Annotated in this window: 14 protein-coding genes; 2 read left to right on the top strand and 12 right to left on the bottom strand. The window is 38.6% G+C overall.

Translation table 11 applies throughout. The features are described 5' to 3' along the window. Positions 1 to 49: 49 nt before the first annotated feature. The 12 genes from cmoA to G6W45_RS07510 all read right to left on the bottom strand — a co-directional run bounded on the left by cmoA (position 50) and on the right by G6W45_RS07510 (position 11,797). Positions 50 to 754: a carboxy-S-adenosyl-L-methionine synthase CmoA gene (gene cmoA / locus G6W45_RS07565; RefSeq protein WP_194168077.1), complete on the bottom strand. Its 705-nt coding sequence runs from the start codon at positions 752 to 754 to the stop codon at positions 50 to 52. Continuing rightward, positions 751 to 1,644, bottom strand: a complete 894-nt coding sequence (locus G6W45_RS07560; protein WP_194168076.1) for a bifunctional riboflavin kinase/FAD synthetase — start codon at positions 1,642 to 1,644, stop codon at positions 751 to 753. The genes cmoA and G6W45_RS07560 overlap by 4 nt, the downstream gene beginning before the upstream one ends. Continuing rightward, complete coding sequence (gene tlyA, locus G6W45_RS07555) at positions 1,610 to 2,323, bottom strand: 23S rRNA (cytidine-2'-O)-methyltransferase TlyA (RefSeq protein ID WP_194168075.1); 714 nt, start codon at positions 2,321 to 2,323, stop codon at positions 1,610 to 1,612. The genes G6W45_RS07560 and tlyA overlap by 35 nt, the downstream gene beginning before the upstream one ends. Then, positions 2,313 to 4,256, bottom strand: coding sequence for an NAD-dependent DNA ligase LigA (ligA, locus tag G6W45_RS07550; RefSeq protein WP_194168074.1), 1,944 nt, complete (start codon positions 4,254 to 4,256; stop codon positions 2,313 to 2,315). The genes tlyA and ligA overlap by 11 nt, the downstream gene beginning before the upstream one ends. A gap of 41 nt (positions 4,257 to 4,297) precedes the next feature. Beyond that, positions 4,298 to 4,729, bottom strand: a complete 432-nt coding sequence (ybiA, locus tag G6W45_RS07545; RefSeq protein WP_242039083.1) for a riboflavin biosynthesis intermediates N-glycosidase — start codon at positions 4,727 to 4,729, stop codon at positions 4,298 to 4,300. Then, positions 4,723 to 5,862, bottom strand: coding sequence for a dihydropteroate synthase (gene folP, locus G6W45_RS07540; protein WP_194168073.1), 1,140 nt, complete (start codon positions 5,860 to 5,862; stop codon positions 4,723 to 4,725). Before folP ends, ybiA begins: the two co-directional genes overlap by 7 nt. Further along, positions 5,859 to 6,479, bottom strand: coding sequence for a DNA polymerase III subunit delta' (locus G6W45_RS07535; RefSeq protein WP_194168072.1), 621 nt, complete (start codon positions 6,477 to 6,479; stop codon positions 5,859 to 5,861). The genes folP and G6W45_RS07535 overlap by 4 nt, the downstream gene beginning before the upstream one ends. Continuing rightward, complete coding sequence (locus tag G6W45_RS07530) at positions 6,480 to 7,022, bottom strand: HobA family DNA replication regulator (RefSeq protein WP_103603962.1); 543 nt, start codon at positions 7,020 to 7,022, stop codon at positions 6,480 to 6,482. After that, positions 7,022 to 8,224 carry an aspartate kinase gene (locus tag G6W45_RS07525; protein WP_054196925.1) on the bottom strand — a complete coding sequence of 401 codons (1,203 nt, stop codon included), beginning with the start codon at positions 8,222 to 8,224 and terminating at the stop codon, positions 7,022 to 7,024. The genes G6W45_RS07530 and G6W45_RS07525 overlap by 1 nt, the downstream gene beginning before the upstream one ends. Continuing rightward, the gene (locus G6W45_RS07520) at positions 8,224 to 8,688 is read right to left on the bottom strand and encodes an RNA pyrophosphohydrolase (RefSeq protein ID WP_021091471.1); all 465 of its coding nucleotides are present in this window, start codon (positions 8,686 to 8,688) and stop codon (positions 8,224 to 8,226) included. The genes G6W45_RS07525 and G6W45_RS07520 overlap by 1 nt, the downstream gene beginning before the upstream one ends. A 63-nt stretch (positions 8,689 to 8,751) precedes the next feature. Then, the gene (locus G6W45_RS07515; protein ID WP_194168071.1) at positions 8,752 to 9,849 is read right to left on the bottom strand and encodes a PepSY-associated TM helix domain-containing protein; all 1,098 of its coding nucleotides are present in this window, start codon (positions 9,847 to 9,849) and stop codon (positions 8,752 to 8,754) included. 1 nt (position 9,850) lies between these two features. Continuing rightward, complete coding sequence (locus G6W45_RS07510) at positions 9,851 to 11,797, bottom strand: TonB-dependent receptor domain-containing protein (protein WP_194168070.1); 1,947 nt, start codon at positions 11,795 to 11,797, stop codon at positions 9,851 to 9,853. A 106-nt stretch (positions 11,798 to 11,903) separates the two neighbouring features. Here G6W45_RS07510 and G6W45_RS07505 point away from each other — a divergent pair, with 106 nt between their 5' ends. After that, on the top strand, positions 11,904 to 12,788 hold the full coding sequence (locus tag G6W45_RS07505; RefSeq protein ID WP_194168069.1) for an AraC family transcriptional regulator: 885 nt from the start codon (positions 11,904 to 11,906) through the stop codon (positions 12,786 to 12,788). Between the two features lie 54 nt (positions 12,789 to 12,842). Next, positions 12,843 to 13,889: a radical SAM family heme chaperone HemW gene (gene hemW / locus G6W45_RS07500; protein ID WP_194168068.1), complete on the top strand. Its 1,047-nt coding sequence runs from the start codon at positions 12,843 to 12,845 to the stop codon at positions 13,887 to 13,889. The last annotated feature ends 13 nt before the right edge of the window (positions 13,890 to 13,902 follow it).

Raw genomic sequence — 13,902 nt, 5'->3', positions numbered from 1 at the left:
TGTCTATGGTTAAGTTTTATATTAAATACAAAAGCAGATATTTTTAAATTTATTTAAACGCCAAAAAACTCATAAAATTTCCCCATTTAAATGTGCTCTCGACTCGCTTAAAGCCAGCATTTATGGCTAAGTTTCTATTTTCTTCTTCGGTGTATGGCACCAGCACATTTTCAAGCGCCTCTCTTTTTTGGGCGATCTCATAGCGTGAGTAGCCTTGTGCCTGCTTGTAGTCTTCATAAATTTCTATGACGCTTTTAGTAAGTTTTTTATCTTCAAAGATGATCTTTTCACTAAATAAAAAAACTCCATTTTCATTTAGTCCGTTATAAATTTTTTGCACTAGATCGGCCCTTTTTGGTGGTCTTATAAACTGCAAAGTATAGTTTGCCAAAACTGCGTCAAAGCCCACTAACTCACACTTTAAAATATCATCAAGCAAAAATTTTATCTTTGCTCCATAAGCTTTTGCCTTATTTTTGGCATTTGCTAGCATCGCCTCAGAGTTATCCACGCCACTTAGCACGAGATCGTTTCTAAGATTATTTAGTAAAAGTAAGCTATTTGCCGTCGAGCAGCCAAGGTCGCATACGCTTGCATCTTTTGGCAAAATTTTAGCAAGTAGTTTTGCATTTAGATTTGAGCTCACATCGTAAAACGGCACCGAGCGCGAGATCATATCATCAAAAACACTCGCCACAAAGTCATCAAACTCAAACTGCTTGCTTATAGGCTCTTTAAAAATTTCATCTCTCATATGCCAGCTCCGTATCCATCAAAGTATCTCATTGTCTCGTTACCAAAAAGATCGCACACTCCAACGCAAGCTCTAGCTGCGTTTATATCGTATTTGATCTGTTCTTTTAGCTCTTCAAGTGTGTTAAATTTTTTATTATCTCTTAGACGTTTTATAAAACAAACCGCGACATGCCTCGTCACTTTTGGCGCGACCTCGTCTAATATGTGCGTCTCAACGCTAAAATTTCCGTCCGTGCTAAGCCTATTGCCTATAAATGTGACCGAGCCATAGGTGTATGAGCCCATCCTCGTTCTTGTCGCATAGACGCCCTCACGTGGCAAGAGATAGCTTTTTATATCTAAATTTAGCGTAGCGACAAGCTCTTTTGCGCCGATGCCCTGCCCTTTTATCACGTTGCCCTCGATCGAGTACTCCCTGCCTATTAGCCTGTTTGCCTCATCGATGTTACCTTGACGTATCAACTCTCTAATGGAGGAGCTATGCACGCCCATGCCGTCATAACAAACCTCATCAACGACGACCACCTCACCATCAAAAATTCTTTTTAGATCGTGCTTGTCCCACGCTCTGTTTCTGCCAAATCTAAAATCAAACCCAACAACGATCTTTTTTAAATTTTTAAAATCTCGCTTTAAAAGCTCGATAAATTCCTCGCCGCTAAGCCCCTTTATACTCTCAAAATCATACAAGAAGCAAGGATAGTTTGAGTACTCAGCTCGCTTTAGCTTCGGCGTGATGTTGGCTTTGTTTTTGTCGATGACAACAAGTCCGCCAAACTCGCCTAGCTGCTTTAAAAGCTGCTTGTGCCCCCTGTGTACGCCGTCAAAGTGCCCTATCGCAACGGCAGTAATGTTATCTTTTGTTAAAAGCGTAGAAAAACTCGGCATTTCCTTCCTTTCCCTTGACCTCGCACTCTTTGCAAGCTATCAGTTCAAATTTCAAACCACTTGCTAGCACTTCAAAGCGCTTCATAGCTAAATTTACAGCCTTAGCGTCGGCGACAACGCCTTTTTTATTGCGTTTTACGCCAACACCCACTTCAAACTGTGGCTTAAAAAGCGTGATAATGAGCGAATCCCTGCTTACTAGCTCACAAATAGCTGGTAAAATTTCAGCCAAAGAGATAAAGCTCACGTCACAGGTTATGAGATCAAATTTACTTTGATTTTGCTTCGCAAACTCCCTGACGTCAGTTTTTTCATAAATTTTCACTCGTTCGTCGTTTCTTAGGCTGGCGTCTAGCTGATCAGTGCCAACATCGACGCCAGTCACACTTTTTACACCACGCTCAAGTAAAATTTGCATAAAGCCGCCAGTTGAGCTACCGATATCAAGTGCGTTTTTGCCAGCTAGATCAAATTTCATTGCTTCCAAAAAGCTTTTTAGCTTAAGCGCGCCTCGCCCAACGTAAATTTCATCAAGCAGTGAAATTTTAGCCTCGCTAACTTCGCTTGAAACCTTGGTGCAAATTTCGCCATTTGTTAGCACCTTGCCAGATTTAATGAGCTCGCTCGCCTTGTTTCTACTGATATTTAAAACGCTTGCGACGTAGTTATCAAACCTCAAGTTTTAGCCTCTCATATTCGCTCTCGTCGATCACTCGCACGCCTAGCTCATTTGCCTTTTCTAGCTTGCTGCCAGCCTCCTCGCCAGCTAGCACGAAGTCCGTTTTTTTAGAGACTGAGCCAGAAACCTTTGCGCCAAAACTCTCAAGCTCTGCCTTTATCTCGTCCCTTGGGCGACTTAGCGTGCCAGTTAGCACCACCGTTTTGCCACTTAGCGCGTTTGAGATGCTTTGTACCTGCGTCATGCTTGGCTGCACGATCTGGCTTAGGGCTAAAATTTCCGCTCTATTTACCTCGGCAAAGTCGATTAAACTATTTGCCATCTCCGCACCAAAGCCCTCAAGTGAGATTAGCTCTTCAAAGCTAGCATCAAGCCAGCCTAACCCAAAGCTACTTGTAAGCTTCTTTGCCGCCACCTCGCCGATATGCTCGCAGCCAAGGCCCGTGATAAAGCGAGATAGCTCCGCACCTTTGCTAGCCTCAATGGCATTTAAAAGGTTATTTACCTTTTTCTCTTTAAAGCCCTCAAGCGAGATTAGATCATCAAATTTAAGGCCGTAGATGTCCTTTATGCAAGCAATCAGCCCCTTATCAAATAGCAAATTTACGATCGCATCGCCAAGTCCGTCTATGTTTAGGCATTTTTTCGATGCGTAGTGGATAATAGAGCCCACCACTCTTGCTCTGCAGCTTAAATTTTGACACTTTACAAAGACCCCCTCATCAAGCAGGTGCGAGCCACAAACTGGGCAAAATTTAGGCCTATCAATCGCTTGCTCACTGCCATCTCGCCTATCTTTATAGACCTTTGTGATCTTTGGTATGACATCTCCTGAGCGGATGATGCCGATATAGTCGTTTTTCATAACGCCAAGGCGCTCGATCTCGTCGAAGTTATGAAGGGTGGCTGATTTTACATTTGCGCCGTCTATATTTACCTCATCAAGCACGCCAACAGGTGTCACCACGCCGCTTCTGCCAACTTGAAGTGCTACGTCTCTTAGCCTTGTGACCTTCTCAATGGCTGGAAATTTAAACGCCACCATAAATTTTGGAAATTTAACCGTGTAGCCTAGCTCTTCACAGCGTGCAAGGTCATTTACTCGTATCACCATGCCATCCATCATCACGCTCTTTGCCTCACGGCTGGCTAGTAGCTCGTTATACGCAGCCTCAAGCTCATCTTTTTTTAAAATTTTAAAAAATTCGTCCCTCTCAAAGCCAAGATCTCGCACAAATTTCATCACCTCGCTGTGATCTTTTAGCCCAAGACTCTGCTCGCCCACGCCCCAAGGTATGAAAAGCAGCTTTCTTTTTGCAGTAACCGCGCTATCAAGCTGTCTAAGGCTTCCAGCGGCTGCGTTTCTAGGGTTTGAAAGTGGCGCCTCGCCCTCTTTTGCGCGCTCTGCGTTTAGTAGCTCAAAGTCATCTTTTCTTATGACGACTTCGCCACGAATTTCAATGAGCCCTTTGTAGTTAATGCTCTTTAAAACAGAATTTATCGTCCTTGCATTTTGCGTCACGTCCTCGCCTATAACGCCGTCGCCTCTTGTGATCGCCCTAACTAAAACGCCATTTTCATAGAGTAAATTTAGGCTCGCTCCGTCAAATTTTGGCTCAGCGACAAAAGTCAAATTCTCTTTATCGCCACGCTTTAGCCACGCATCAAGCTCGCCAAGGCTAAAGATATCCTCCATGCTCCACATGCGCTTTATGTGGCTTGCCTTGCTAAAGCCCTCTTTTACGCCTCCGCCCACTCGTTTTGTCGGCGAAAATAGCGAAATTTCACTTGGGTTTGTCTGTTCATAATCAAGCACCGCATGATATAGCGCGTCATACTCCTCGTCGCTTGCAAGTGGCTCGTCCTCGTCGTAGTAGGCCTTTGCCCACGCATTTAGCGTATCTACTGCTTTTTTATACTCTTGTTTTGTCATTTTTGCTCCAAATTTACACCGCATTTTATCTTAAACATACTTTATAAATGATCCAAATTTAGCTCTCTCGCGTCACATAAATGGACATTTTTATAGACCTTTGCTATCTCGTCCCTCGCCCTCATCAGCGCAAAGCCAAGTAAATTTTGCCCTCGCCACTTCATAGGATTTTGCGCACTTTCATCGCTTGCACTCATACCTATGCCCCAAATTTTATCAACTGGGCTTGCCTCGACTAAAATTTTGCTCCCAGTTTGGAGCAGAAAGTCTCGCAAAGGGGCATTTTGGCTAAATTTTAGATAGCTAGCATTTAGCACGACGCCAAATTTGATCTCATCCCAGACCTTAGCGTCAAAGCCTCGCACCTGCCTGCCAAGTGCCTTCATCTGCGCTGGATCTTTGGCGGATAAAATTTCCTCCAAAGCCTCTTTATCACCAAAGCATTCAGCCTTTTTAGCCTTACACTCTACCAAAGCGTGGCTTGCTTCATCGCCTCATGCATATCAAAAAGCTGTTTGTGCTCGGCCACATCGTGCGTCCTAATAATCTGAGCGCCGTTTTCGAAGGCCTTTAGATGCAGGTAAAGTGAGCCTGGTAAGCGCTCTTTGACATCGCTTTTGTAGTAGTGATTTATGACTGATTTGCGGCTAGCACCAACTAGCAACGGGCAGTCAAATTTTAAAAAATGCTCCAAATGCTTAATAAGCAATAAATTTTGCTCAGCCGTCTTGCCAAAGCCAATACCCACATCAAGCACTATTTTTTTGGCGCCAAGCTCCTTTGCTAGGACTATCTTTTGCTCAAAAAAGTCTGCTATCTCGCCGATTAAGTCGTTATATTTTGGTGCGACTTGCATAGTCGCAGGATCGCCTTGCATATGCATCATGCAAAACTCAGCGTCATATCGCGCCGCAAGCGTGGCAAGTGAGGCGTTTGCCGTGATGTCATTTATCATTTTAAAGCCGTAATTTAGAGCAAATTCAAGGCAATAAGGATCAAAGCTATCAAGGCTAAATTTTGCCTTTTCATGTAAATTTAGCTTGTAAATTTCCTCCACGATATCTTTTATGCGCCTAAATTCCTCTTCGCGACCGCAGTACTCGCTCCCAGGCCTTGAACTAACGCCACCAAGGTCGATATAGTCTGCACCTGCTTCGATCATGTATTCTATTTTTGAGATACCATTTTGCGTATTTATGCGGCTTTGTTCGTTGAAGCTATCTGTGTTTATATTTGCAACGCCCATTATAAGAGGCTTTGTTGGCTTTATAAATTTTGTCTCTAAAAAGGCTGCTAAATTTTTAAGTCCAAAGTCTTGCAACTTCTCCTTTTTAGCTAGCTGCCTAAGCTGCGCATTTGTCGCCATTAGTAAGGCTTTATTTAGACTCTGCTTGCCCAAAATCGTATCTTTATGCGTCACAAGCTCAGCTCCAACGCTTAGAGCATCTTGCTTTAGAATATTTGCCGCTGGGGTTTTTATCTCATCTATAAATATAAAATTTATCTCACTCTTTTCATGCATGAGCTTCGCACCAGCAGGACTTGGCGAGATAGCTTTGCAAATTTCATCAAAGTCGCTTTTGTTATCTATCTTATAAAATTTCAACGTCGTCCTTTTTGAAATATAGTAAGCAGTAGTGGCGTTAGCACGGCGTGAGACTTGGCATTTAGATCTGCTAGCTTTATAAGCGAGAAAAAATAATCCATCTCATCGCCGCTAAATTTATACCCGCTATCAACCGCTTTTGTCACGATAACGCCAACAAGCTCTTTTAACTCGTTTTTGCCAAATTTCTGAGCTTGCTCATCTGCGATCTTTTGATCGATAAAACTTGTTAGCTCTTTTAGACTAAGTGTTTTTAAATTTAGATCAAGGGTTATTTTTGGTTTTTTTGTGAGATTATTTTCTATGAGCATTCTTGATCTAATCGTTGGTAGAAGTAAATTTTTACTCTGCGTTGCTATTATAAATTTGATATTTCTTGGAGGCTCTTCGATGATCTTTAAAAGTGCATTTTGAGCCTCTGTCCTAAAAGAATTAGCATTTATTACTAAAATTTTTTCATCTTTTTCAGCAATGTAAGCTTCTGCGATGACCTCCTTTGCACTTTCTAGCAAAAAATCATCGCTTATAAAAAATCTTAAATTATTTATGCCAAACTCGCTTTCAAGCTTGGCTTTTAAATTTTCAAAATCGCTTGTAACGACGATTTTATTAAGCATTTAGAGTATCACCTTAGCAAAAAGCGCTGCATCAATGCTTTTATCAAAAATTTTGCAAAGGCTTATTAGTTTAACATCTAAATTTTCATCGCTCGAGCTAAGAGTAAAGCTGTTTTGCGCCTGCTCGTCAAATAGCCACATATAACTATCCTCATCACTTTTGGCTAAATTCGCATATTTATCAAGGCTCTTTCCGATATAAAAAAACAAGTAACCGTTTGGAAAAGCAAGACTTAGCATATCTTTTAGAAGTTGCTTTTGCTCATTTGTCTCTATCTCATCAAGTGATGGATAAAGCGATCTCAGGCTAAAAAATGGCAAAAATGGCCTTATGCTTTTTGAATGGTTCATCTTTTTTAAAAGATAAGTTTCAAACCATCTTCGTTCTTCATCGCTTATAGTTATAAAAGCCCTTCCTTCAAGTAAAAATTTAAGCCTAGATGCGAGCAAAGGCGTCCATTCAACACGCCTTTCCTCCATCCAGCTCATCAAAGGACCTTCGTCCCTAATAGCTTTTAACGTCCACTGAATAAAATCTTGCATTATTTATCTAGCTTATAGGCATCATGAAGTACGCGAACCGCTAGCTCACCATATTTTTGATCAACGATCATTGAAATTTTTATCTCGCTTGTTGAGATCATTTGGATATTTATGCCCTCTTTTGCAAGCGTTTCAAATGCCAAACATGCTACGCCACTATGGCTCTTCATGCCGACGCCAATAACTGAAACTTTCACGATCGCATCATCAAATTCTATATGTTTTGCAGCTGAGAGCTTTTGCATAGTCTCTTTTGCTAGTTCAAGCTCATTTTGTGGCACTGTAAAGCCTAAATTTGTAGTGCCGTCATGTCCTACGTTTTGGATTATCATATCTACGTTTATATTTTCATGAGCTAAAGCTGTAAAAATTTCTGCTGCAATGCCAGGCTTATCAACTACGCCCCTTAGTGTTACTCTTGCTTGATTTTTATCTAGTGCTATTCCGCTTACTAAAACTGCTTCCATATTGTCATCTTCCTTTGCTATTAATGTGCCTTCGTTGTGATTAAAGCTACTTCTTGTAATGAGTTTTACATTTAGTTTTTTTGCTAGCTCGACTGAGCGATTTTGTAGTACCTTTGCACCAGCAGAAGCGAGCTCTAGCATCTCATCATAGCTTATTTGCTCTAGTTTTTTTGCCTTTTTTTCTATCCTTGGATCAGTCGTATAAACGCCATCAACATCGGTAAAAATTTCGCATAGATCAGCATCAAGTGCCCCTGCTAATGCAACTGCACTAAGATCACTGCCGCCTCTACCAAGGGTTGTGATATTACCTTTTTCATCTATACCTTGAAAGCCAGCTACAACTACGATTTTGCCAGCTTTTAGCTCGGCTTTTAGCCTAGCAGTCTCTATCCTTTCGATCCTTGCTTTTGTATGAATATCATCAGTAATAATGCCTGCCATCGCACCTGTCATACCTACACACGCATAGCCTTTTGCATTAAGTGCGATCGTTAAAAGCGCGGTCGTTACTTGCTCTCCAGAGCTTAAAAGCATATCAGTGGCGACGCCATCTGGGTGTTTTGAAAAATACTCACTATATTCAACCAATTGATTTGTAACTCCGCTCATCGCAGAAACTACCACAACTACGTCTGCACCGCTATTTTTTGTCTCAATGACTCTATTTGCCACAGCTTCGATGCGTTCAAGTGTTCCTACGCTAGTTCCGCCAAATTTTTGAACGATCAACATCAAAAATATCCTTTCTCTTTAAAATAACTCAAAACCTTTTCATAAATAGGCTTTTTAAAGTGATTTATTCCCTCTAAACTTCTACCAAAATCTACAAATTTATACTCGCTAAACTCGGGATGCTCTGTCTTTAAATTTATGCTGGCTCCATTTTTAAGTCTAACCAAAAAATATTTTTGTGTCTGTCCATCAAATGGATAAAATTTCTTTGCCGCGTTTGCTGGAAAGTCGTAGCTTAGCCACTGCGGATACTCATCTAAGATATCGATTTTATCAGTTCCGATCTCTTCTTTAAGCTCCCTTTTTAAAGCCTGCTTTGGACTCTCACCTTCGTCTATTCCGCCTTGAGGAAACTGCCAAATATCATCCATATCCACCCTTTTTGCGACTAAAATTTCACATTTAAATGGATACAAGCTAGACAAAATAACAGCTGCCACATTTGGTCTGTATTTTTTTTGCATGATTTTTCCAAAAATTTTATTTGGGATAATAACTAAAAAGAGTTAAGAGATAGATAAATAAGACTACTTTTTACGCCGTTTGTAGTAAATCACACAGCCGCTAAAAAGTAGCACGCCAACTCCACAAGAAGCCATAAAAAAGATAAATTTTCCGGCCTCTCCGAATGTATATCCAGCGTGCAAATCAAGCATAAATTTATAAATTTCAAAAGATTTTGGCATGGTGTTTTTTAAAATTTCTCCACTTGCCGTATCGACTACAAGCCTAACGCCGTCACTCTCACTAGCACCTTTTGGCAAGTAAAAGATCATAAATTTTACGCCATCTTTATTGAGAATAAAATTTAAAGCGTCAAACTCATTTCCAAATTTTAAAGTAAAAATTTCATAAGCTTTTTGAAGATTTTCTACCTTTTGCTCATCACTTAAGCTAAAGCCATTTTTGCTAGTAAAATTTGGCTTTTTAAAGACCTTTTGCTCGCCATAAATTTGATTTACAAAAAGAGCAAATTTCTCATAAGAAAAGTATAGACCGCTAACACAGATAATAAGCAAAATGGCTCCCAAATAAAGCCCTAAAAATCCATGCAGCGAATATAAAAATGCAAATTTCTTTGCCTTTAGATTTAGCTTAAAGGCGCTAATAAATTTACTTCTAAATCTCCAAAATTGTATAAAGGCTCCAGTTAATAAAATCACAAGTAACGCAAGCGTCGAAATCGCCACTATCTCGCTTGCGAATTTAGATAAATTTTCATTTTTAAATAGAGCTAGTCCTAGATTTTTATGTAAATTTAAAGCTAGTCCTATAAATTTTTCCACGCTATTTTCAGAGACTACTTCGCCCGTATATGGATCTATAAAGAACGACTTAAACTCGCCATTCTCGCTTGTGCCACTTACTACATAAGCTCTATTTGCCTCGCCTTTTATCTTTATATAACTAAGGTTAAAATTTGGCATGGTCTTGCTAAAGACCTTTAAAATTTCATCTATTTTTAAAGCACTTTTATTAGTTGCTATGTCTATCTCATCTTTGCTAAAAGCTTCAATTATCTCATCGTGATACGAAATAATCGCTCCACTAATTGAAATTATCAAAAGTGGCAAAGCAAAGATAAGAGCTAAAATTAAGTGAAATTTCCGCCAAATTTTAAACATTTTAAAACTTCAAATTAAAGCCAAGCTCGATCTTTTGTCCATCGACTATCAAAACATCATATCTGCCTGATCTTGTCGTAAAAAACTCGTTAAAGAGATTATAAACGCTTAAGTTTAGGCTGAAATTTTTAGTTATATTGTAGTTTATGCCAAGGTCTGCGATAACGTAAGCTCTCATATCATCAGCATAACTAAATGAGTTTTTAGTTCTACCATAATAATTTATCTGTGACCAGAAATTTAGCCATCTATTTAGCTCGTAGTTCGCTCCAAATTTAAATGTATGAAGCGGATAGTTGTTTAAGCTTTTGCCAACTTCTGATCCATCTTTTTGTTTTGATTTTGTATAAACATAGCTTTGATTTAGTCTAAGAGCATTTGTTACCTGCCACTCATTTGTTAACTCAACTCCGTAAATTTCAGCTTTACCGATATTTATACTCTCCCAAATACCATTTGGATAAATTTTGCCTTTATGCCTGCAAACACTGCCTCTTGAGCAGATAGGCCTGTAACTTAACATATCTTTAAAACTTGTGTAAAAGCCAGTTAAAGACGTTTCAAAACCTTCATTATTATTATAAACGCCACCAAATTCATAACTTACGCTTGTCTCTGGCTTAAGAGCACTTCTTCCAAGCTGCGCTCCACGTCCTCCAGCAAATGTCAAAGCAAGATCTTGCGTGCGTTGCTTGATATCAGGTGTCGCATAACCTGTGCTAACTCCGCCTTTTAGGGCAAAAAAGTCATTTAAGTTATAGATGCCATAAATTCTTGGTGAAACGTGCGATCCATAGTTTTCATCGTAGTTATAACGAATACCAGTACTTAAGATAAAGTCTTTTATAAGGCGATAATCATCTTCAGCATAGACCGAATAATCATACCTTTTTACATTTGCCGCATCTGCTGTAGTAGCCTTTTCATCTAGCTTTTCTTTTTTAGCATTTAGTCCTAATGTAAAGGCGTTATTATCAGTAAAATATGAGCCTTTTGTATCAAAATTTAGAGTCTTTAGTGTCAAATTTTGTTGTGCTATCTCTTTTATCTTGCCATAAGATAAATAGCTTTGAAGCAAGATATTATCAAGCCTTGCTTCGTGGCTTAAATTTATCACATCGCCCTTTATCCTCTCACTAGCAACTGAGTTGGTACCAGTTGATAGTGTTTTGCCTTTAGTTCTTTTATATTTCACATCGCTTCTTGCAAGCTCAAGCGTAAGATCATTATTTTCATTTGGCTTTAAAAAGAGCTTCGCACCAAAATTTCTATCCTTTTGCTCTCTATTTGCGTAAGAAATTTTATCTTCTGATTTATTTAAATTTTTACCATAAACAGAAACACTTAAAACATCGTCAATTAGTCCAGAGTGCAAATAAAGGCTATTGTAAAACTCACCGCTTATATTTTTATTTCTAGCAAATTTATAGCTTGAGCCAAGATTTGCGCCAAATTCATTACTAAACTCATCTGTAATGATATTTATAACTCCGCCTAACGCGTCACTTCCATAAAGCGAGCTCATAGGTCCACGTATCACTTCGATACGGCTTATCGCACTTGCTGGCGGAATGAAACTATATGAGCCTCCAACGCTTCTAAGCCCTTTATAGGCGTTATCGCCTGGCACTGGCATGCCATTTACTAAAATTTTAGTAAATCTTGGAGAGAATCCACGTATAGAAATTCCTCGTCTATTTGCCGCTTCGGGAGTCGTTCCAAAAAGACTTGGGATATCTTTGGTCATACTCTCGATATCTTTATGATTTTTCTTTTCTAATGCCTCTTTGGTTATAACGCTAAGCGTTGCTGGTGCGTCTTTGATATTTTGCTCAAATCCTGTCGCACTAACTACTTTAACTTCTGGCAGAACCTTATCTTCATTTGCAAAAAGCGGTAAATTTATAAAAATTGCCGCACAAATAGAAATTTTTAATGCACTTTTCACAAAAACTCCTTATAAAAATTTAATGCGCATTTTACTAAAATTAAATAATCGTTATCAATATCATACGTAACGCTAAAGGGATTAAATTTAACGCTTGAGGGATAAAATGATAAATTTAGACAAAAAATATGGAACGAGCAAAATATCTCAAAAGGAAAAACAAGCAAGCGTAGAGTTTTTCAAACAAAGCAGTGGCATCAGCTATCTAAAAAGTGAAATTTTATGTAATGGCAGGATAAAAAGAGATCGTCACAAGTCTAAAAAATACCTATTTTTAATGTTTAATGAGGATAAAAACGATCTTTGCTTTAAGCTTGATAAAAAAGAGTATATCTTAAACAAAGATGAATTTTGCATTGGGCTTGTTAATGACGATTTTAAAGGTGTCTTTGAGTATCAAAATAAATTTTATAAGACTAAAACACTACTTTTTGACGAAAGTTACGCAAATAAGCTTGAGATATTTGCTGGACTTAGATTTAATGATAAATTTGAGCTTTTGAAATATAAAAAAGATTTAGCTCAAATTTGCGTTTTAAATGAGCTTGAAACGACAAATTTATATGAAGGCGCGATGAGAGAAATTTTTACCGAATCAAAAATTTTAGAGCTTATTTACAAAAGTAAAATACGAAAAGAGAGCGAATTTTCACTTAGCAGTGACGAAGAAAAGACTCTTTTAAAGGCTAAAACGATCTTATTAAGTCGCATGCAAAATCCTCCAAGCATCAAGGAGCTATCCCATCTTTGTGGCACAAATGACTTTTGGCTAAAGAAAAATTTTAAGCTATTTTTCAAAGATACGATCTACCAACTCTTAGCAAAAGAGCGCCTAAAGCTAGCTTTTACTCTTTTAGAGCAAAACGATATTAGCATAAAAGAAGCCGCAAATATCGTAGGTTATACAAATACTGCACATTTTGCAAAAATTTTTAAGATAAATTTTGGCTTTTTGCCAAGCAAACTCTTAAAGACCAAAAGCTACTTTTAAACTGCTATAAATGCCAAATTTCTTATAATCGCCAAAATTTAAAAAGAGAGAAATTTGCAAGTTTATATCCACGTACCATTTTGCGAAAGCAAATGTCCTTACTGTGCTTTTGGCTCAAGCGATGACGAATTTAACAAGGTTAGCGACTATTTTAAGGCGCTTTGCCTTGATCTAAATTTTCAGCTAAAAAGCCAAAATGTAAAAGAAATCTCAACCATCTTTTTTGGTGGCGGCACACCAAGTGCAGTAAATGCTAAATTTTATGATGAAATTTTTAGCATTTTAGCTCCTCTTTGCACACCAGAAGCCGAGATCACACTTGAAGCAAATCCAAATTCTGCAAATTTAGTCTGGCTAAAGCATGTTAAAAATTTAGGTGCAAATCGCATAAGCTTTGGTGCTCAAAGTTTTTTTGAAGATAAGCTTAAATTTCTTGGTCGCATTCACAGCAGAGAGCAAATTTTTAAAGCAGATGAAAATGCCAGGACAGCTGGCTTTAGCAATATAAATTTAGACCTCATCTATGACACCAAATTTGACACTAAAAAGCGTCTTTTGGCTGAGGTTGAAAATTTAAAAAGCCTTGCTATCACGCACCTAAGTGCTTACTCGCTCACTCTTGAAGAAAGCACCCCTTTTGCTGGTAAAAAAAGTTATAAAAAAGATAGCGACAGCCTGGCTAAATTTATGATAGAGCAAATTGAGCTTGCTGGCTTTAAGCAGTATGAAATTTCAAATTTCGGGCAAATTTGTAAGCACAATCTTGGCTACTGGCAGGGCAAAAACTACCTTGGCGTGGGTGCTTTTAGCGTAGGATTCGTGGACGGCACTAGATACTACGCCAAAAATAGCATAGATGCCTACATCTCACAGCCAACTTACAGAGAAAAAGAAATTTTAAACGAGAGCGAGCTAGTAAGAGAGCATATATTTTTAGGGCTTAGAAGCATAGTTGGCGTGGAGGCTGGACGCTTAAGTGAGGCTCAGAAAAAAAGGGCAAATTTTCTTGTAGAAAATGAAAAACTGCTCTTTAAAAATGGTAAATTTTACAATCCAAATTTCTTACTAAGCGACGAAATCGCACTCTTTATCGAGGGCTAAATTTATAAAATTT

This window comes from Campylobacter concisus, assembly GCF_015229955.1.
Taxonomy (GTDB): domain Bacteria; phylum Campylobacterota; class Campylobacteria; order Campylobacterales; family Campylobacteraceae; genus Campylobacter_A; species Campylobacter_A concisus_AT.
The sequence above is the reverse complement of the archived record's forward strand: the minus strand, read 5'-3'. Positions and strand labels throughout refer to the sequence as shown.

Bases quoted from the DNA above. Each gene is read 5' to 3' on its own strand.
- cmoA (WP_194168077.1), bottom strand. From the start codon at position 754: ATGAGAGATGAAATTTTTAAAGAGCCTATAAGCAAGCAGTTTGAGTTT.
- G6W45_RS07560 (WP_194168076.1), bottom strand. From the start codon at position 1,644: ATGCCGAGTTTTTCTACGCTTTTAACAAAAGATAACATTACTGCCGTT.
- ligA (WP_194168074.1), bottom strand. From the start codon at position 4,256: ATGACAAAACAAGAGTATAAAAAAGCAGTAGATACGCTAAATGCGTGG.
- G6W45_RS07535 (WP_194168072.1), bottom strand. From the start codon at position 6,479: ATGCTTAATAAAATCGTCGTTACAAGCGATTTTGAAAATTTAAAAGCC.
- G6W45_RS07530 (WP_103603962.1), bottom strand. From the start codon at position 7,022: ATGCAAGATTTTATTCAGTGGACGTTAAAAGCTATTAGGGACGAAGGT.
- G6W45_RS07525 (WP_054196925.1), bottom strand. From the start codon at position 8,224: ATGTTGATCGTTCAAAAATTTGGCGGAACTAGCGTAGGAACACTTGAA.
- G6W45_RS07520 (WP_021091471.1), bottom strand. From the start codon at position 8,688: ATGCAAAAAAAATACAGACCAAATGTGGCAGCTGTTATTTTGTCTAGC.
- G6W45_RS07515 (WP_194168071.1), bottom strand. From the start codon at position 9,849: ATGTTTAAAATTTGGCGGAAATTTCACTTAATTTTAGCTCTTATCTTT.
- G6W45_RS07505 (WP_194168069.1), top strand. From the start codon at position 11,904: ATGATAAATTTAGACAAAAAATATGGAACGAGCAAAATATCTCAAAAG.